The organism is Micromonospora sp. NPDC049801 (assembly GCF_040656575.1).
Taxonomy (GTDB): domain Bacteria; phylum Actinomycetota; class Actinomycetes; order Mycobacteriales; family Micromonosporaceae; genus Micromonospora.
The window spans coordinates 24647-41245 of record NZ_JBFAMS010000028.1 but is presented as its reverse complement, the minus strand read 5'-3'; the positions used below and the strand labels follow the sequence as shown (position 1 = coordinate 41245).

General features: G+C 69.0%; 22 protein-coding genes. 8 read left to right on the top strand and 14 right to left on the bottom strand.

Annotated elements, in window-relative coordinates; genetic code table 11:
• The first annotated feature begins 111 nt into the window (after nt 1–111).
• On the top strand, nt 112–1293 hold the full coding sequence (locus tag AB0I89_RS32135; RefSeq protein WP_357134437.1) for a Fic family protein: 1182 nt from the start codon (nt 112–114) through the stop codon (nt 1291–1293).
• Nucleotides 1294–1461: 168 nt separating this feature from the next.
• On the opposite strand, the gene AB0I89_RS32130 is transcribed toward AB0I89_RS32135, so the two are convergent.
• The 10 genes from AB0I89_RS32130 to AB0I89_RS32085 all read right to left on the bottom strand — a co-directional run bounded on the left by AB0I89_RS32130 (nt 1462) and on the right by AB0I89_RS32085 (nt 7971).
• Nucleotides 1462–1620: a hypothetical protein gene (locus AB0I89_RS32130; protein ID WP_357134435.1), complete on the bottom strand. Its 159-nt coding sequence runs from the start codon at nt 1618–1620 to the stop codon at nt 1462–1464.
• A 9-nt stretch (nt 1621–1629) separates the two neighbouring features.
• A complete protein-coding gene (locus tag AB0I89_RS32125) occupies nt 1630–2256 on the bottom strand; it encodes a hypothetical protein (RefSeq protein WP_357134434.1) in 627 nt (208 codons plus the stop codon).
• A 60-nt stretch (nt 2257–2316) separates the two neighbouring features.
• Nucleotides 2317–2604: a hypothetical protein gene (locus AB0I89_RS32120; protein WP_357134432.1), complete on the bottom strand. Its 288-nt coding sequence runs from the start codon at nt 2602–2604 to the stop codon at nt 2317–2319.
• Nucleotides 2601–4577, bottom strand: coding sequence for a phage tail tape measure protein (locus AB0I89_RS32115; RefSeq protein ID WP_357134431.1), 1977 nt, complete (start codon nt 4575–4577; stop codon nt 2601–2603). Before AB0I89_RS32115 ends, AB0I89_RS32120 begins: the two co-directional genes overlap by 4 nt.
• Before the next feature lie 4 nt (nt 4578–4581).
• Nucleotides 4582–4872 (bottom strand): hypothetical protein, encoded by a 291-nt coding sequence (locus AB0I89_RS32110; protein ID WP_357134430.1) that lies wholly within the window; start codon nt 4870–4872, stop codon nt 4582–4584.
• Nucleotides 4873–4947: 75 nt separating this feature from the next.
• On the bottom strand, nt 4948–5661 hold the full coding sequence (locus AB0I89_RS32105; protein WP_357134428.1) for a hypothetical protein: 714 nt from the start codon (nt 5659–5661) through the stop codon (nt 4948–4950).
• A 112-nt stretch (nt 5662–5773) separates the two neighbouring features.
• Complete coding sequence (locus AB0I89_RS32100) at nt 5774–6103, bottom strand: hypothetical protein (protein WP_357134427.1); 330 nt, start codon at nt 6101–6103, stop codon at nt 5774–5776.
• Nucleotides 6104–6171: 68 nt separating this feature from the next.
• Nucleotides 6172–6870 (bottom strand): ATP-binding protein, encoded by a 699-nt coding sequence (locus tag AB0I89_RS32095; protein ID WP_357134425.1) that lies wholly within the window; start codon nt 6868–6870, stop codon nt 6172–6174.
• Nucleotides 6867–7781, bottom strand: coding sequence for a hypothetical protein (locus AB0I89_RS32090; protein WP_357134423.1), 915 nt, complete (start codon nt 7779–7781; stop codon nt 6867–6869). The genes AB0I89_RS32095 and AB0I89_RS32090 overlap by 4 nt, the downstream gene beginning before the upstream one ends.
• A gap of 1 nt (nt 7782) precedes the next feature.
• Entirely contained in the window at nt 7783–7971 is a 189-nt protein-coding gene (locus AB0I89_RS32085) for a helix-turn-helix domain-containing protein (RefSeq protein WP_357134421.1), read from the bottom strand.
• Between the two features lie 131 nt (nt 7972–8102).
• Between AB0I89_RS32085 and AB0I89_RS32080 the strand changes: the two genes are divergently transcribed.
• A complete protein-coding gene (locus AB0I89_RS32080; RefSeq protein WP_357134420.1) occupies nt 8103–8918 on the top strand; it encodes a helix-turn-helix transcriptional regulator in 816 nt (271 codons plus the stop codon).
• Nucleotides 8905–10119 carry a tyrosine-type recombinase/integrase gene (locus AB0I89_RS32075; RefSeq protein ID WP_357134419.1) on the top strand — a complete coding sequence of 405 codons (1215 nt, stop codon included), beginning with the start codon at nt 8905–8907 and terminating at the stop codon, nt 10117–10119. Before AB0I89_RS32080 ends, AB0I89_RS32075 begins: the two co-directional genes overlap by 14 nt.
• Before the next feature lie 190 nt (nt 10120–10309).
• On the opposite strand, the gene AB0I89_RS32070 is transcribed toward AB0I89_RS32075, so the two are convergent.
• On the bottom strand, nt 10310–10879 hold the full coding sequence (locus AB0I89_RS32070; protein WP_357134417.1) for an AAA family ATPase: 570 nt from the start codon (nt 10877–10879) through the stop codon (nt 10310–10312).
• Nucleotides 10880–10939: 60 nt separating this feature from the next.
• Here AB0I89_RS32070 and AB0I89_RS32065 point away from each other — a divergent pair, with 60 nt between their 5' ends.
• Entirely contained in the window at nt 10940–11416 is a 477-nt protein-coding gene (locus AB0I89_RS32065) for a DUF4279 domain-containing protein (RefSeq protein WP_357134415.1), read from the top strand.
• Between the two features lie 52 nt (nt 11417–11468).
• Here the strand turns inward: AB0I89_RS32065 and AB0I89_RS32060 are convergent, their stop codons facing one another.
• Nucleotides 11469–12638, bottom strand: coding sequence for a helix-turn-helix domain-containing protein (locus AB0I89_RS32060; protein WP_357134413.1), 1170 nt, complete (start codon nt 12636–12638; stop codon nt 11469–11471).
• 129 nt (nt 12639–12767) lie between these two features.
• On the opposite strand from AB0I89_RS32060, the gene AB0I89_RS32055 reads away from it, so the two are divergent.
• Together AB0I89_RS32055 and AB0I89_RS32050 are read left to right on the top strand one after the other, a co-directional pair.
• A complete protein-coding gene (locus AB0I89_RS32055) occupies nt 12768–12923 on the top strand; it encodes a hypothetical protein (RefSeq protein ID WP_357134411.1) in 156 nt (51 codons plus the stop codon).
• A gap of 68 nt (nt 12924–12991) precedes the next feature.
• The gene (locus AB0I89_RS32050; RefSeq protein WP_357134410.1) at nt 12992–13219 is read left to right on the top strand and encodes a hypothetical protein; all 228 of its coding nucleotides are present in this window, start codon (nt 12992–12994) and stop codon (nt 13217–13219) included.
• A gap of 147 nt (nt 13220–13366) precedes the next feature.
• On the opposite strand, the gene AB0I89_RS32045 is transcribed toward AB0I89_RS32050, so the two are convergent.
• Both AB0I89_RS32045 and AB0I89_RS32040 read right to left on the bottom strand, forming a co-directional pair.
• Nucleotides 13367–14182: a hypothetical protein gene (locus AB0I89_RS32045; protein WP_357134408.1), complete on the bottom strand. Its 816-nt coding sequence runs from the start codon at nt 14180–14182 to the stop codon at nt 13367–13369.
• 177 nt (nt 14183–14359) lie between these two features.
• Nucleotides 14360–14536 carry a hypothetical protein gene (locus AB0I89_RS32040; protein WP_355053517.1) on the bottom strand — a complete coding sequence of 59 codons (177 nt, stop codon included), beginning with the start codon at nt 14534–14536 and terminating at the stop codon, nt 14360–14362.
• Nucleotides 14537–14838: 302 nt separating this feature from the next.
• Between AB0I89_RS32040 and AB0I89_RS32035 the strand changes: the two genes are divergently transcribed.
• Both AB0I89_RS32035 and AB0I89_RS32030 read left to right on the top strand, forming a co-directional pair.
• Complete coding sequence (locus AB0I89_RS32035; RefSeq protein WP_357134406.1) at nt 14839–15639, top strand: hypothetical protein; 801 nt, start codon at nt 14839–14841, stop codon at nt 15637–15639.
• Between the two features lie 16 nt (nt 15640–15655).
• Nucleotides 15656–16597 carry a threonine/serine dehydratase gene (locus AB0I89_RS32030; RefSeq protein WP_357134404.1) on the top strand — a complete coding sequence of 314 codons (942 nt, stop codon included), beginning with the start codon at nt 15656–15658 and terminating at the stop codon, nt 16595–16597.
• Nucleotides 16598–16599 lie beyond the last annotated feature (2 nt).

Below are 16599 nucleotides of genomic sequence, written 5' to 3'. Positions count from 1 at the left end.
GTCAAAGCAACCACAAAGTGTGACGAGTCGAGGGACACTATCCCGGACATTGCGAGGGACAAAAAAGGTGCTATAAATCGAGTCACCCCCCCACGCCCGCAGGAGTCGACCATGACGAGCACCGCACGATCAGGCTCCAGGTCTTACCAGAGCACGCACCCGTGGATCACCTTCCGCCTCGACCTCCGGGACCTCGGTTGGAAGACTTGGCTGTTGCTCGGCGAGGCCGAATCGAAGTGCCAGCATGTCGCTGGAGTGCCCCTCCGCCCTCAGATCGCCAAGGAGCTCTACCTCATCTACTTGAGCAAGGGCATCCATGGCACCGCCAGCATCGAAGGCAACACCCTCTCCGAGGACGAAGTGCTCAAGCGCGTCTCGGGTGACCTTCCCCTGCCTCCCTCCCGGGCATACCTCGGGCAGGAGGTTGACAACATCGTCGCCGGAGCGAACTCGATCCTGGCCGACGTCCGTCAAGACCGGCCGATGGAACTCACCCGCGAGCGCATCGAGAGCTTCAACCGGCAGGTGCTCGACGGGCTCGAGCTGGACGACGACGTGCTGCCGGGCGAGATCCGCAAGCACCGCGTCGGCGTGATGCGATACCTCGCGCCCGACCCGGACGACTGCCGTCATCTGCTGGACGAAATGTGCCGCTGGCTCAACGACTTCAACACCGACGAACCGGCGCTGAAGTTTCCCTACGCACTGCTCAAAGCGATCCTGGCTCACCTCTACATCGCGTGGATCCACCCCTTCGGCGACGGCAACGGCCGCACCGCCCGGCTGATCGAGTTTCAGTTGCTCGTTCAGGCGGGACTTCCCGTCCCGTCAGCTCACCTCCTATCGGACTTCTACAACAAGACGCGGGACGCCTACTACCGCGAGTTGGACCGCACAAGCCGCCAGCCCTACCCGATCGAGCGGTTCATCCACTACGCGGTCGAGGGCTTCGTGGATGAGCTGCGCGAGCAACTGGGCCGTATCGGTCAGGAGCAGATGCGGGTTACCTGGGAGAACTTCGTCCATCAGTCGATCCACTCCGACAGCCCCGCGAAACGCCGCCAGAAGGCTGTTGTCCTGGACCTCACCGAACAGCGGGATCCGGTGCCCACCAGCAAGATCCCAGAAATGACGCCGCGGCTTGCCGCGGAGTACGCGACCAAGGGTGAGAAGACGCTCAGCCGGGATATCAACGCCCTCGTGAAGATGAAATTGATCAAACGGGTCCGCGGTGGTCTGGTTGCCAACACGGACATCATCCGAGCGTTCCTCCCAGAGCGTTCCCAGGTCTAGACCGCTCACGTGCACCGCTGATCGAGGGCGTCACCGTTGTGGTGACGCCCTCTGCGCGTTGGGCCGGCTTGGCCACCCGCTGCGCCGTGTCCATTGTGTGCATCGATCTGACCGACGGTGGAGGGGCGCATGGCCTCTGCGGATCTTGGTGGGGAGCACCGGTGCCAACTACCGCCGGCCCGACCCCGCCTGAACTTGCCGCTTCAGTTCCCGGAATGCATCCGAGATGGCCTTCTTCATCTTCCGCTCCTGGTCCTCATGCCACTTGCGGTGCCTGAGTCCGTCCCCGATCGCGGCGCCGCAGGTCTGGCAGATCGGATACTCCATCGGTCGCTCCTAGAGGTCACGAGTGATGGGGTAGAAGTCTTGCGACTGGCGCTGCTTCCGGCCGTCCTGCCAGTCCACCACGACCTCCTCCGGGATCTTGTCGCCCAGTGCTGTCGCGTAGTTCATGTGCATCTCCTCGCCGGGGTGCAACAGGGGTGTCTCCGTGCGGTGGTTCCAGCCGCTGAGGCGCAGCTCGACCGGCTTGCCGTTGTGGAAGAATCCGACTCGCACAGCATGGGCCTCAGCCGGACCATGGTTCTTCACCACGAACCGGTATTCCGTCGCAACCTGATCGCCTCGCACCTTGCGATACTGCTCGCTGCGGACCTCGATGCTGGCCTTCCGCTCCTTCTGCGAACTCGCCTCCCTCTCCTCGGCAAGTTGCCGGCGGGCTTCATCAGCCGCCGCCCGTTCGTGCAGCAGCAAGGCAGCGGCGGCGAGAGCGGCAGCCAGTCCGGCAACGACGCCGAAGACGCCACCCCATGCCTGCATCCAGTCGGTCACCTTCGGCTGTTCCTCGCCGGCTGGCGCTCGGTAGACCGCAGCGATGAACCACATCGACCCGACGACCAGGAGCGCGCTGGTGGTGAACCACACGGCCAGGCGGCGTCCGATCCAGTCCAGAAGCTTCGTCACCGGGTCATCATGGCAACGGCCCGCCAGGATCACGCCTGGCGGGCCGTCGTGTGTCCGTGGTCAGTCGAGGGTCGGCATGGGCGTCAGGCGAGCCCAGAGACGCCACACGCCGTCAACCGCGGGCTCCCAACCGTCCGGCTCGGGGCCGTGCTGAATGAACCGCGCGATCCGGGAGCCGATGAACTCGACGGCCTGCTCGAAGGCGACCCGGTCCAGGTCGGGGCGGATCAGCCCCCCGTACCGGACCCCGCCCGGCGCCGACTCGACGATCGCGCACACCGTCAGCCCCGGGTCGCCAGGGAAGTCGGCGTCGACCACGACGGTGACCGGTACCGCCTCGGTGCTCATCCGGCGGCGGGGAGTAGTGCTGCCGGGGCGACGCCGATCCGGCTGGCGAAGTCGATGAGTTCCTCGCGGATGATCCGACCGTCGGGCCACTCCAGGACCACCCGATGCCGCAACTCCCCGCCCTGACCGCCAGCAGTCTCGCCGGGTCCAAGGGGATCCACTCGGGCGCCCTTGGGCAGGTAGACGGCTTCCTTGCCGCGCTCCCTGATGTACGCCATGCCGGCCTCGCGGGCGGTGCCACCGCCGGCCAGGTAGGGCAGGTCGGGGGTGTTCAGGGTGGCCCCGCCCCACACCTGACCGAGGCCGGGGACGCTCACGCCGGGGATGCGGAAGCTGAGCCCGTTCCACCGGCCGACGATCCAGTTGACGGCGGACCGGAAGGCTTCGCGGATGCCGTTGAACATGCCCCGCGCGGCCCCGCTGATCTTGCCGGGCAGTGAGCCGACCCAGCCGACGAACGCCGCGCCCTTGCTGATGATCCAGTTGAAGGCGTCGGCGGCGCCGCGGCCGATGGCGGAGTAGACGGTGACCATGGTGGACCACCACCGCAGCGCCCCACCCACCACTAGCTCGATCATGAATCGCCAGTAGGCCAGGATCCCGTCGACGGCCCCGGTCACCCCGGACACGATGCCGTCCCACACCATGATCCAGAAGTCGCGGAACGCGGCGGACTTCATCCACAGCAGGGTGATACCGGCGACGATCGCGATGATCGCCAGCACGAACAACCCGAGCGGGTTGAGCATCATGACCACGTTGAGGGCGGTCTGGACAGCCGTCCACACCTTCGTCGCCGCGACCACCGTGCCGATCACCACCGCCAGGGCACCGAGGGTGACCGCCAACGGCTCGACCACCGCACGGTTCTCACCCAGCCACTTCGCCAGCGACTCGACGTACGGCACGGCCTGCCCGAGCTTCTCCACGAGCGCGACCTGGAAGGCGCGCTTGAGCCGGTCCAGCTTCGCCCCGGCCGTCTCCGACAGCGCCTTCCCGGCGGCGTCGGTGGCACCCTCCACCTGACCCAGGGCGCCCACCGCCGAGCTGGGATCCAGCGACAGGAGAGCCTTCTGCATGTCCTCGCTCTTCGTGCCGAAGAGACCGAACTGGATCGCGGCCGCGTTGGACTGACCGCCCGTGCGCCGGATCGCGTCGAGCACCTGGTCCAGGGCGGCAGCTGCCCCGGGGCCACCCTTGGCGAAGATCGCCTGCATCTTCTCGGCGTCGAAGCCGAGGGCCTTGAAGGACGCGGCGGCTTCCTTCGATCCGTCTTTGGATCGGATTGCGAACTCCTTGAGCCCGTCTGCCACCGTGTCGAGGTCGCGGGCGCCGGCCTTGGTCGCCTGCGCCATCAACCCCATGCCCTGAGCCCCGGACAGCCCCAGCGCCTGGAACTGGACGCTGTACTCGGAGAACGTGTCGAGCAGGTCACCGGCCTGGTCGCCGGTGGTGCGCATCGCGGCCGTGAGAACATCCATGGCCTCGGAGGCATCACCGGCCAGCCCGGTCTTGACCATCTGCCCGGCCGCGCGTGCCGCCTCGGTGACGTCCAGGTCGAAGGCGTCGGCGAGGATCTGCGCCTGCCGGGCAACGGCCTTGATGTCCTCGGAGGCGGCGTCACGGTCGATGAGTCCGCCCTGGATGACCGCGCGGACGGTCTGCCCGAGGTCGGCCATGGACTCGCCGAATCCCTCCTTGTAGAGGTCCCCGGCGATCTTGCCGAAGCGGCCGGATTCCTCGGCGGTAAGGCCCATCTGCGCAGACAGCTTCGCCTGCGCCTTGTCGAGATTGAGCATCGAGGTGAGGCCGGCGGCCAGGGCGACCGCGGCGGCGGCACCCCCGGCGGCGGCCATGGGGCCGAGCCGGTTGGCGAAGCTGCGGAAGCGGCCTTCGGACTTGTCGAGCCCCTGCTCGAAGTCGCGGTCGTCGAGCTTGAGGACGGTGGAGAGTTCACCGAGTTTCAGCGCCACGGGGTCACCTCGGCCGGTTGAAGTTGTCGCCCGGCTGTGGGTCGACCGCGCCGTCGCGAAGCGGGCTGCTGAGCGTGACGACCCCGCTGTCCTTCATCGCCTGCACGGCGGCGGTGTACGGCGCCGGGGCGCTGGCGACCGTCTCGACGGTGTAGCCGCGGACGGTGGCGTACTCGACGAAGGGGTGGTTGTCGGCCACGTAGGTGACGCCGTTGACGAACCACACGGCCTCGCCGCTGTGGTTGGTCGGGCCGTTGACGAGGTGGCCGGGGGCTGTGCCGGTGAGCTTTCGCATGGGTGGTGCCTCGATTCAGGGTGTTGGTACCAGGGTGGCGGGGACCTCCGACAGGTCCCCGCCGTGTCGTGCTGGTTAGGCGTGCTGGCCGGCGAACCGGGAGGCGATTGCCGCGTCCAGGCCCATCGATCCGGACTGGGGTGCGCCGGCTGCGGTGAGTCGGGTGTGCTCGACCATCGGCGGCAGTTCGGCCAGGGTCACGGCCAGCTCCCGGTCGAAGATGATCGCGGCCCGTTGGTCGCCGCTGGTCAGCTCGGCCAGGCGTTCGTCGACGGCCCGGATGATCTGCGTGGCGTCGGGTTCCTCGAAGGTCAGGGCGTCCATGCCGCCCGGGGTGGGGCTCTGGGTCTGGATCCAGGTCGGGAATTCCTCCCGCATGGCCAGCAGCGCCTCCACGTCGCCCGTGGAGGCGATGACGGCCCGGGGGGTGCGGCCGGCGGCGAGCAGCGCCTCAGTGCGTCGCCAGGCGGTCTGGCGGGCCATGATGGCCTCCATGCCGGGCTGGGGCTGGGGCCGGTGCTCGGCGACGTACGCGCGGACGGTGTCGGCGTCGTCGTCGACCCGCGACATGAGGGCGTCGACCTGGCGCTCGGCGTCCCTGCGGGCCTCGGCGGTCAGGGTGTGGACCCGGGTGGTCTTGCCCTGCTCGCTCAGGCCCTGGTCGTCCGCCACGGAGCGGTGGGCGTCCTGGATCGCGGTGGTGAGGGTGGTGCGGATCTGCCGGAGGTCGGCGAGTGCCTGCCCAAGTCGGGCGCGGGCAGCGGACGCGGTGGCGTGGGTGGTCTTCACGGGTGGTTTCTCCTCGGGTTGTCCCGGGCGCCGGATGCGCCTCGGGGTGGGGTATCGGTCTGATAGGGAGCTAAACTGGCAGGCCCCTGACCTGCGGAAACAGGGGTGCGTCTCACGGGTTTCTCACACCGTCGACACGCTGGAGGGCCCGGTCGAGCTGCCTGGAGATCCGGGGAAGCCGACGCTCCACCTCGGCGGCGGCACGGCGGGCACGACCGGACGACTCGTTCGCGCGGACCACGGCGGCGCGCACGTACTCGGCGACCTCCCGCGCCAGCTCGGCACCGGCCAGTCGCGCGGCCGGGTCGGGGTCGCGGGCCAGGTTCGTCAACGCGGCACCGAGGGCGCGGTTGGCGTTCGCAAGTCCGGTCCGGCCCTCGTAACCGCACTGCCGGCCAGCACGGCGAGGCGGCACGGTGACGTCCGGGTCGTCGTCTCGCATCCGCGCAGGGCTGCGCGCGGACTCCCCAGGAACCGAGGGCGGTTCCTGGGGGGCCTCACCCCGACCGCTCACCACTCGGTCACCAGGTGTCGCTGCGGTGGGCCGTCGAGTACGACGATGCCGCCACCGTCGATGAGCCGTTCGACGATGGGGTCGCCGTACCGCTTCACGAGGTCTTCGTAGGCGGCCTCGGGGCCGTTGGCGGGGCTGTTGGTGGTGACGACCAGGCGCAGTTCGTGGGCGCAGCGGTGGTCGACGATGCGCTGTAGCTGCTCCAGCCACCAGTCGGTGACGCGTTCCCGGCCGAGGTCGTCGAGGACCAGGAGGTCACAGGTGGTGGCGTGGTCGTAGGCGTTCGCGTCGGCGTCGGGCTTGAGTGCGGCGGACAGCTCGGCGGCTGGCCAGACCGTCACCCAGAGGTTCTGGCCGTGGGTGTCGTTGGCGACGGCGTACGCAGCGAAGGTCTTCCCGGTGCGCGCAGGGCCGGCGATGACGAGGGCGCGGGGGCCGTGGGCGCGCCAGGCGCTGATGCGGTTGCCGGGGTTCTGCTCGGGCTTGAGCCGGGCGTACTGGGCTTCCGCGTACCTGCTCGGCCGGCGGCGGGTGTAGATCAAGGCCCGGTTGGCGGCCTGGCGGGTCCGGATCGCTTCCATCTCGGCGAGGTCGGCGAGGCGCATCAGTTCGGCCCCGCGGTCTGGGTTGGCCTCCTTCGCGCCGGCCTGCCAGCGGTCGAGCTGGGTGCCGATGGGCACGACGTTGGTCGTCATGGCTGTCTCCCTGGTGTGACCTGGCTGGCCCGGATGGCGCCGGCGAAGGGGTTCCTCGCGGCGCGTTGCTCGGGGGTGAGCTGGTCGACGTGTCGGTTCGCGCCGGTGGTGGCGTGCCCGTTGCTGGCGCGCTCGGTCTTCCACTTCTGCTGGTTGCCGAGCCACTTACGCCAGGCGGCGACCCAGTCGCGCTTGATGGCCTTGGCGCCGCTCTCTGCTCGCCAGTGGTCGAGGAACAGCGCCGTCTCGGTCGCGATGTCGACGTCGGGGGCGTGCTCCCGCCACCAGGTGCGCATGGTCGGGGTGACCGCGAAATCCTCGGGAACTCGTGTGCCTCGCTGGCTTGGTGCCTTTGGAGGGTCCTTCGGAGGGTCAAAGAGAGAGGGTCGCGTTCCACTTTCCGTACCGGTCCGGTCCTGATTTCCGTACTGGTCGGGCGGAAAACCGTACTGGTCTGAGCCAGAATCCGTACCGGTCCTGATTTCCGTACCGGTTCCACTTCCCGCACCGGTTCGGATATCCGTACCGGTTGCCAGCGGCAGTGCCAGTAGGTACACGGTGATCTGCTTGTGCCCCGGGCGGTGTCCTGCCGGCTCAAGCCAGCCGGCGGCCGTGAGCTCGGCATGCACCTTGGCCACCGTCTCCCGGGATCGGATGCCGGTCTGCGGCATGAGCCGCTGGTAGACCACCCAGGCGCGGTCGCGCTCGGGGAAGTTGCGGGCGTGGTTGCCGTAGCAGAGGGCCGTGATCTTCTGGGTGCTCGGCAGCGCGGAGTCCCAGACGGCGTCGATGTAGACCTGATCCGGTGAGAGCGGTGGCCGACGATTGGCCACCTGCTCGCGGTTTCGCTCGGCAACAAGGCGGCGCAGTCGGTCCGCTCCGGTTTCGGGGCTGGGACCGGTCGAGGGCATCTCAGGCGTCCGCCTTGGCCTGCTGGTCGAGCCACTTCTCCACGTCGTCCCAGCGGTAGCGGATGTGCCGACCTACCTTGGATCCGCGTGGGCCGATGCCACGGTGGCGCCACTGGTAGAGGGTGCGTACAGGCACGCCGAGGTGCTCACTGACCTGCTCCGGCGTTGCCAGGGGTCGTTTCGGGCTCACGGCTCTCTCCTTGAAGCGGAATGAAGTAGCTCGCTTCAACAGTGCTTGACGTGTGCCACTGGTGTCAAGCGAAGTCGACCAGTACGCTTCAAGCGTGTCTAGTTCATGGATTCGCTCGGGAAGCCCGATTGATGGCTGACGACGTACACGAGCGGTGGCAGCAGGAGTTGAACCTGGCACCGCCGTTCGCGCAGGCGCTCGGTGCCCGACTTCGTGAGGTCCGGGAGGGGAGGCAACCCCCGATGACCGCCGACCAAATCGCTGGCGCCGCGCGGTTCTTCGGCTTCCCCTGGCATCGGACTACGGTGGGCCAGATCGAGCGAGGTAGGCGGGTTGTGACCGCTGCTGAGCTGCTGATCCTTCCTCGGATCTACGCGGCCCCACTACGGGAACTGCTGCCCCAGCAGACCGTCTGGATCACCGATAAGACCGCCGTGACGTCGGCGGCACTGTGGCGGTCGATCGTGGATGAGGCCGGTAGGTGGTGGCCAGACGGCCCCGGAGGGTGGAGCACCGAGGCGGGCCGCGACTCCGCGCAGATGACGGCCGCCGAGCTGACCGCCCTGGTGAACGCCGTTCAGGCGGCGACCGATGGACAGTGGCCGCAGGATGCCCGCCCGGAGCACCGTACGACGCCGGACGAAGCCGAGAGCAAGGCGGCGGCCAGACTGGACACGACGCCCCAGTACGTGGCGTACGCGGCCCGGATGACCTGGGGGCGGGGCCTCAGCGATGAGCGAGACCGACGCCTGGGGGAGCGCGGCCAACCGCCGACAGACAAGCGGGCATTGCAGGCCGCCCGTGGCCACGTCACACGAGCTCTGCTAAAGGAGCTTGAGCCGGTGATCCGGGAACTGGAGGCCCACCGCAGCGACCAGGGCGAGCCGATCAACCCCAATGACTTAGGGTCGATCCGATTCACGCGAGGCGACGATGGCAGTCGATGACCTGTGGTACCTGAGCAAGCGCGGGCCGGACGGCCCGGACGGCGAGCCCGGCCCGCGGCTGGCCTCGAAGCAGCACGGCCGCGGGAAGCGGTGGCGCGTGCGCTGGGTGGACGACGCCGGCCGCGATCGGCGGCAGCTATTCGAGCGCAAGGCCGACGCCGAACGCTACGACGCCAACGTCCGGGCCGACCTGTCGCGCGGGCAGTACATCGATCCGGTGCAGGGGAAGACGACCGTCAAGGCGTACGGGGAGGCGTGGCGCGCTGGCCATCTTCACGCCGGCAACACAGCCGACCGGATTGAGCGGACACTGCGGCTGCACGTCTACCCGTACCTCGGCGATATGCAGCTCGCCCAGGTCCGGCCGACGCACATCAAGAACTGGGTCAAGGACCGCTCCAGGGTGCTCGCCCCGTCGTCGATGAAGGTCGTCTACAACGTGCTGTTCGGCCTGTTCCAAGCGGCTGCGCAGGACAGGAAGATCGGCGTCTCCCCGTGCTCCGGTGACATCAAGCTCCCTGCGGTGAAGGCAGAGCGGCACGTGATCCCGACGCCGGAGCAGGTCCATGGCCTGGCCATGGCGCTGCCTGAGCACCTCCGGGCGCTGGCGTACGTGGCGGCCGGTTGCGGCCACCGGCAGGGTGAGGCGTGGGGCATCGAACTGGAGCACGTCGACTTCCTTCGCCGGGAGATCCAGGTCGTTCAGCAGCTCTGCGCATGCGCTGGCCGGGAGCCGCACTTGGCGGCGCCGAAGACCGACACGAGTGTGCGGACGGTGGAGATGGGCCAGGTGGTGGCGGAAGCTCTGGCGCGGCACATCGAGCTGTTCCCGCCCGAGGAGGTGGAGATCCTCGACGAGACGGACCCGCGCAAGCCGGTGGCGCGGAAGGCGAAGCTGCTGTTCGTCAGCGCCAGGGGCAAGCCGATGCGCCGGTCCGGGTGGTCGTACCCGTGGGCGAAGGCTGTGAAGGCGTCGGGGTTGCCGGAGGGGTTCGGCTACCACGGGTTGCGGCACTACTTCGCCACGCTGTTGATCCACGCGGGGGCGAGCGTCAAGACGGTTCAGTTGGCGTTGGGCCACTCGACGCCGATGATCACGCTCAACACGTACGTCCACGAGTGGCCCGAGGCGGTCGACCGGACCCGCAACCTGGTTGACGCTGCGCTACGGCAGAAGCCGACGCTGAAGGTCGCGCGATGACGGCATTTCTGGGCTGGGTTGTCCCCGATCTGTCCCAGATGATCAAGGAGGCGGCATCGGTACAGGTCAGAGCCCTTGATCGTTCCATACCATCCACTTCCGTTGGAAGTAGCAGCGTGATGGCCTCTGACCGACGCTTCCGTACGCCCCGGACCGTCGAACCGTGACACCTTAACCACGGTCACGACTCTCAGGGCTGAGCTTCCCTCAGTGGGCCGAGCAACCAGCGATTGGCGGCTGCGTGACTGCGGAGGTGAACCACGGGAAGGTCCGGACGCCGGGCCGACAGGGCCTCGATACGTGTGGCCGTCTGAGGATGCGTGTTCCACGCCCAGCGAACGATGTGCTCGGAGTCGGTGAACAGGGTCCAGAGCGGCGGTTCCACGTTGCCGTTCCAGAGCTGTTGGCGTCGAAGGCGGCGTACGACGGTCCGCCGGACGACCTGGCGCATCACGGTGATCTTCGGCAGATCCAGCCACACCACCAGGTCGGCGAGGTCGGCGAGATGGGTGCGTACCGCCCTGTACTGCCACTCGGTCACCCAGGAGGGACCTGCGCTGAAGCGGCGTACGTCGTCTTCGAAGGACGGCCGTCTGGTCCACGACGGTCCGTGGAACAGGCCGTCGATCTCAATGTGCGGCGCTTGCAACGACGTGGCGATGCGGGAGGCGAGGGTCGTCTTTCCGGCGCCCGAGGTGCCGGCGACCAGCACGCGGCGGGGACGCCACGGCAGGGGATCGGCGGCGTGCAGGTGCGGCATGGCAATGAGGGTAGTTCGACCGGATCGGCTTGGTACCTACCGCGACTCTAGAGTGCCCGCATGCTCGTATCCCAGTACGCGTACCTCGCGCTGTCCTCCGTCCGGGTGTCAGCGGCCGAGATCACGAGCAGGTTGGGCATCAAGCCAGACGAGGTGCTCGTCCGTGGCAGTCGCCAGGCCGATCCGGTTCGGCCCACCGCTCATCGGTGGAAGATCGTCTGTCGCAAGCCCGGACTTACCGTGGACGAACAGCTTGCGGAGATCGTGGATCGCCTGTTCGACCACGCCGAGCGGATCGGGGAACTTGCCGCTGAGCTGGACCGCGTCGATGACGTGCCCGGTGCGAGTGTCCTGCAAGTCGTCCGGGTGTTCGAGCACCCGGACGGCGAGGAGGAAAACCTGACCAGTCCCGTCGACGGCATGCAGAAACTCGCGGGGCAACACCAGTTGCTGGGCTGGCACCTGAATGCCCAGGTGCTGGAATTCCTCCGGCTCACGCGGGCGGAACTGGACGTGGACGAGTACCTGTACGGATGAAGAGCCCACGCCGGCGATAGGGCGGAGATGACGTCAGCGCTTGCGGATGTGGCTACCGAAGAGCGTTCAGCGCGTCTCGGAAGTCGGCGGTGGCCTGCTCGCGGGGGTAGCGACGGTGAAGTTCGACGTCAACTTCACCGGCGACGAGCAGCAGCGAGGGCAGGGACCGCCGAGTAGCGGCGAACGCCGTCACCCCCTCCTCGACGGCCCGGTCCAGCTCGCCAGCGCGCAGGGCTGTGGCGGCGAGCGTGAGTCGGGCTTCGGCCATCCGCATGGGTGACCGCTCGGTGCCGTCCGATCCGGTGCCGAGACGCAGAACCTCGTTGGCGTAGTGCTTGGCGAGAGTGTCGTGTTCGGCGAGGCGGTAGGCGTCCATCGCGTAGAACAGCCATTTGCCGGGATCGACCTCGAAGTGGTTGTCGGGTCGGTCGGGCGCACCGAGGTCGTCGAGGAGCCGCCGACCTCGATCGAGCGCCGTCCGCGCGCCCTCAAGGTCGCCTAGTCGTGCCAGCGATTTGGCTTCCTGTGCGATCAGTTGCACCCCCACCCGCTGTCGACCGGCGGCTTCCTGCCCAGCTCGGGCGGCAGTCAACGCTGCCTCGTGCCGGGACTGGGTGAGTGCGAACCACGCCGTCATCTCCCACGCCCAGCCGGTGATGTCGGCGTGCCCGGCTTCCTCGCCGAGCTGACGGGCGGCAGTGCCGGTGGCCTCGGCACTGGCGCGTTTGCCGAGGTCGTATTCGACACAGCCGATCAGCAGCGCCAGCCAGCCTGCGCACACCAGCAGTTCGCGGTGCTGCCGCAGCCCGGTGGGTCGCTGTAGCAGTCGGGCGACCTCGCGCAGCCAACCCCGACCTTCGGCGCGGAGTTCCCCGGCGTCGCGCCACCCGTACTGGCAGCACAGCTCGGTCACGGTCGCCTGCAACGTCTCGATGGTGGCGGGGGCGGTGTCGCTGGCGTGCATTCGATGTAGCAGCTCGACGGTCTCCGACGGCCGGATGTCGGAGGCAGCGGCGATGTCCAGGGCGGCGCAGGCGATCAGCTCCCCACGAGCGGCCAGGACGTCGTCGATCCGGCGGGCCAGATCCTCACCCGGTCGACGACGGCCGTTCTCAAGCCGTGAGAGGTGACCCTTGTCGGCGGGCAGCAGCTCGGCGAGAGCGGCCAGGCTGAGCCCGCGCGCTTCCCGCGCTGTCCGCATTCGGGCGCCGAATGTTGGCATGTCTCGCGCCTCCCACCGGAGTTGCCAGGTTGCCGGTGCGCATTGGCAACGCGCAACCCGTCGACCGATGTGAGCGTACCGCCGCACGGTGTATCGGACGAGCACACGCAGTGATCGGCGGGAGGCGTGGTGGCGATTCGGGAGCGGTTCAAGCGCTGGTGGAGCAGGCGGAGGCAGGTCCAACTGGACGTGACCGGAGCAGCGACCTGTTACCCACAGCGGTTCGGCGCGTACGGGATCACGGTGCGGGACGGCAACCGCGACGGTGGGCGGGCGGCTCGGTGACGGCTGGAGAACGGCAGACTGTACGGGCCAATCGGGCTGAACGGTCGGTGTCAGCGCTGGATCGCCGGATGGACGGGGAGCACCTGCCGCGCCGCCCGCAGTGGCACTGCCAGACGTGTGTGGCAGACACGCCCTGGCCGTGCCATCCCGCGCGGGTGCGCCTCGCCGAGGCGTACGGGCGCGACCGCATCGGCCTTTCCATCTACGTCAGTGGGCTGCTCTTCGTCGTCGTCGTGGAGCTGCCCGAGGTGGCGCCGGCCGAGTTGTACGAGCGGTTCGTGGCCTGGACGCGCTGATGGGCAGCGTCCACCCAGGCGACGGGGTCATGTCCTACTCCGACTGGGCGCACGGTCACAGGCTGGCCGTGAGGAGGCCGCGCACCGCCAGCGGTAGCACCGCGCTCAGGTTGCCCACCAGGGCTTGTCCCATTCGGACTACTCGCGTCAGCCGCCGGGCTTACCGGTCGGGAGCGGCGGACCCGCGGTGACGAACCGGATCGTCGGTTTCAGCTTGGCGCAGAGCTTGCGGGGAAAGGCCGGCGCCGCCTTGATGATCGCACCGCACCCGCCCGACGTGGTGCGGGTGACGGTCGACCAACCGGCCGGCTCGTTACGCAGGAAGTAGCGCCGTACGGCGGTGTCCACCTCGCACCCGGGGCGCGGCTCGACGCCGCACGACGTCGGGTCGTCCGGCACCGTCATGATCAGCCAGTTCCCGTCGCAGGCCTCGACGTGGCCCTGCGAGTGGCGGGACACGTCCATCCCCCGTACGGCCGCACGCGTCCAGGTCGGGTCGCAGCGGTCCTCCGGTGGCTTGCAGCCAAGGTGCTCGTCACACCGGCTGTACGCGCCGTTCTTCAGCGCCCACGTCTTCTGGTTGAGCGACAGCGGGCGGTCGCCGATGGGCTCCGCCGACGTGAGGGTCACCTGGGCGGGCTCGGAGGTCGGGCAGGCGCCCACGGTGGCGGACCCGGCCGATTCCTCCACGATGTCGGCGAAGATGACGCCGTTCTCCTCGGTCTGGTTGTCGACCCGGACGTTGCGGGAGCAACCATCGCCACCAGCGAGCGCCTTGACCTGCACGGTCACCGCCCGGACACCCGGACCGGGCGTCACGCCGCTCACCTCGGCCTGGTAGGTGTCCCACGCGGCGGACGCGCTCGGTGCGGCGTCTTCGGGCCGGGTCTGCGGCGCCGCGCAGGCAGCCACTCCCGGCACGACGACAGTCAGCAGGCAGAGAACGGTTGCGAGCCGGCGCATGGGTGACATCCTGCCCGTCCGCGCCGCGTTTCGTGGTCCCGCTCGGGTGATCCACTCCAGTTTGGCGAACTGGGGCTATCCCCGCAGCAAGACGCCCCCAGTTCGCCGATCTGGAGTCGATCATCCGCGCGCGGAGGACGGCGCGACCAGCGGCCGAGGTGCGGGCCGGCGTGGGAGTCAGGCGTCGGTGCGGGAGGTGTGCGCGACCGGTCGTCGGGACCAGCACTGCGGGCGCTGGCGAACGGCCAGCTCCAGCGCGAGGTGGTCGGACTCGATCATTTCCCGGGCTATTCGACGCGCCATCTCGAGGCGGTCGACGTACGCGTCAAGATCGGTCGGGCCGGCGCCAGCCATAATCGAACTCCTCGTCCCATTCGAACTAGTCGCATCATGCACCGTGCCGGCGAGCCGCCACCATTCTCCGATCGGTGGAATCGATCCGCCGTACGGCTCTGGGTGTCGTACCCCCGGCTGGGCCGATGGTAACGGCGCGTCCACCACCTCGCCCGCGAACTGCCAAAAGTGTCCACCAGATACGTCGCGATCAATGGTGACGGGTGGATTTGCCGGTGCTCGCTACATTGCACGGTGCACGGTGCGCGGATCCGCAGGGCGCGACGTGTCCGGTGAGGGATCTTCGATACGAGAGGACCGCCGTGCGACAACCGAGCAGAACCGACCCGTTGTTCGTGGCCGTCGAGTCCGAAGCGATCACCCGCGCGGACGTCGCCGGTCTGGTCGCCGGGCGGATCGCCGCCGTCCGGGTGCCGGGGCTGCTGCCGGCGGCCTGCTGCCACGCCATCACCACCGCGCTCGCCGGCGCGGAGATGGACCGCTACGACGAGAGTCGCGTGTTTCCCGTCGTCGCGAAGTTCGGCCCGGCCATCAACGACCACCGCGATGGTGGGGAGCTGCGCGAGGACTACTGGGCGGCGGCCGACGCCGCGGAGAAGGGCTGGTCCACGTTGGGCCTGCCGGACTCGCCCCGCGAGCTGTGCCTGGCCGCGTTCCGGGCGGCCTGGCCGGACGTGTCGTCGGGGCGGCGGCAGGACCGGCAGATGCATGTCGGCATCGTCCGTGAGATCAACGCCGGCCTTCAGGTGCACTTCGATGACGCGGTCCGGGAGTACGCCGGCCGGCTGCTCGACAGCGAGGTGGTGGCCCAGTTGGCGTTCAACATCTACGTCCAGGTGCCGCCCAGGGGCGGGGAGACGGTGCTGTGGCGTCGCCGGTGGCAGCCGGACGACGAGGACCTGCGGATCCCCGGCGGGTACGGCTACCGGGAGTCGGTGGCCGACGGTACGCAGTCGTTGACGTTGCGGCCGACGTTGGGAGAGGGATTCCTCTTCGACCCGCGCCACTATCACACGGTGCGTCCGGCGACGGATGGCCGGCGAATCTCCATAGGATGTTTCGTCGGGCTCACCGACGACGGTCGACTGGCTCTCTGGTCGTAGTGAAGGGCGTTTCCCCATGGTGGACAGAAGCGACGTCGAGGCGGCTGCGGCGCGGGTCGAGGGGCGGGTCCGGGAGACGCCGGTCATCACGGTCGACGGTGCCGACCTGGGCGTCCCCGGGTTGCTCAGCCTCAAGCTGGAGCTGCACCAGCACACCGGTTCGTTCAAGCCGCGGGGAGCGTTCAACCGGATGCTCCAGGGGCCGCTGCCGTCGGCCGGGGTGATCGCCGCCTCGGGGGGCAACCACGGCCTCGCCGTCGCGTACGCGGCCCGTTCGCTGGGCGTACCAGCGGAGGTTTTCGTGCCGGTCACCGCCTCGCCGGTCAAGGTGCAGCGGCTGGCCGGGCTGGGCGCGCAGGTACGGCAGGTGGGTCAGCACTACGCCGAGGCGTTGGCGGCCAGCTCCGAGCGGGCCGCCGAGACCGGCGCGCTGGTGGTGCACGCCTACGACCAGCCGGAGGTGGTGGCCGGGCAGGGGACCGTGGGCCGGGAGTTGGAACGCCAGCTCGGCGGGGTCGACACCGTGCTGGTCGCGGTCGGTGGCGGTGGGCTGGTGTCCGGCATCGCCACCTGGTTCGACGGGTCGGTGCGTGTCGTCGCCGTCGAGCCGGAGCAGATCCCCACCCTGAACGCCGCCCTGAAGGCGGGCCGGCCCGTCGACATCGAGGTGGGCGGTATCGCCACGGACTCGCTGGGCGCCCGCCGGATCGGCGAGATCGCCTTCGACACGGCCCGTCGTACCGGTGTGGTCTCGGTGCTGGTACGCGACGACGACCTGACCCGCGCGCGTCGTCTGCTCTGGTCGGAGCTGCGGGTCGCCGCCGAGTTGGGCGGCTCCGCCGCGTTGGCCGCGCTGGTCGGCGGGGCGTACGTGCCCAGGGCGGGGGAGCGGGTCGCGGTGATCGTCTGCGGTGGCAACACCGACCCGAGTGACCTGGGCCCGTCAGCGCCCCACTGACT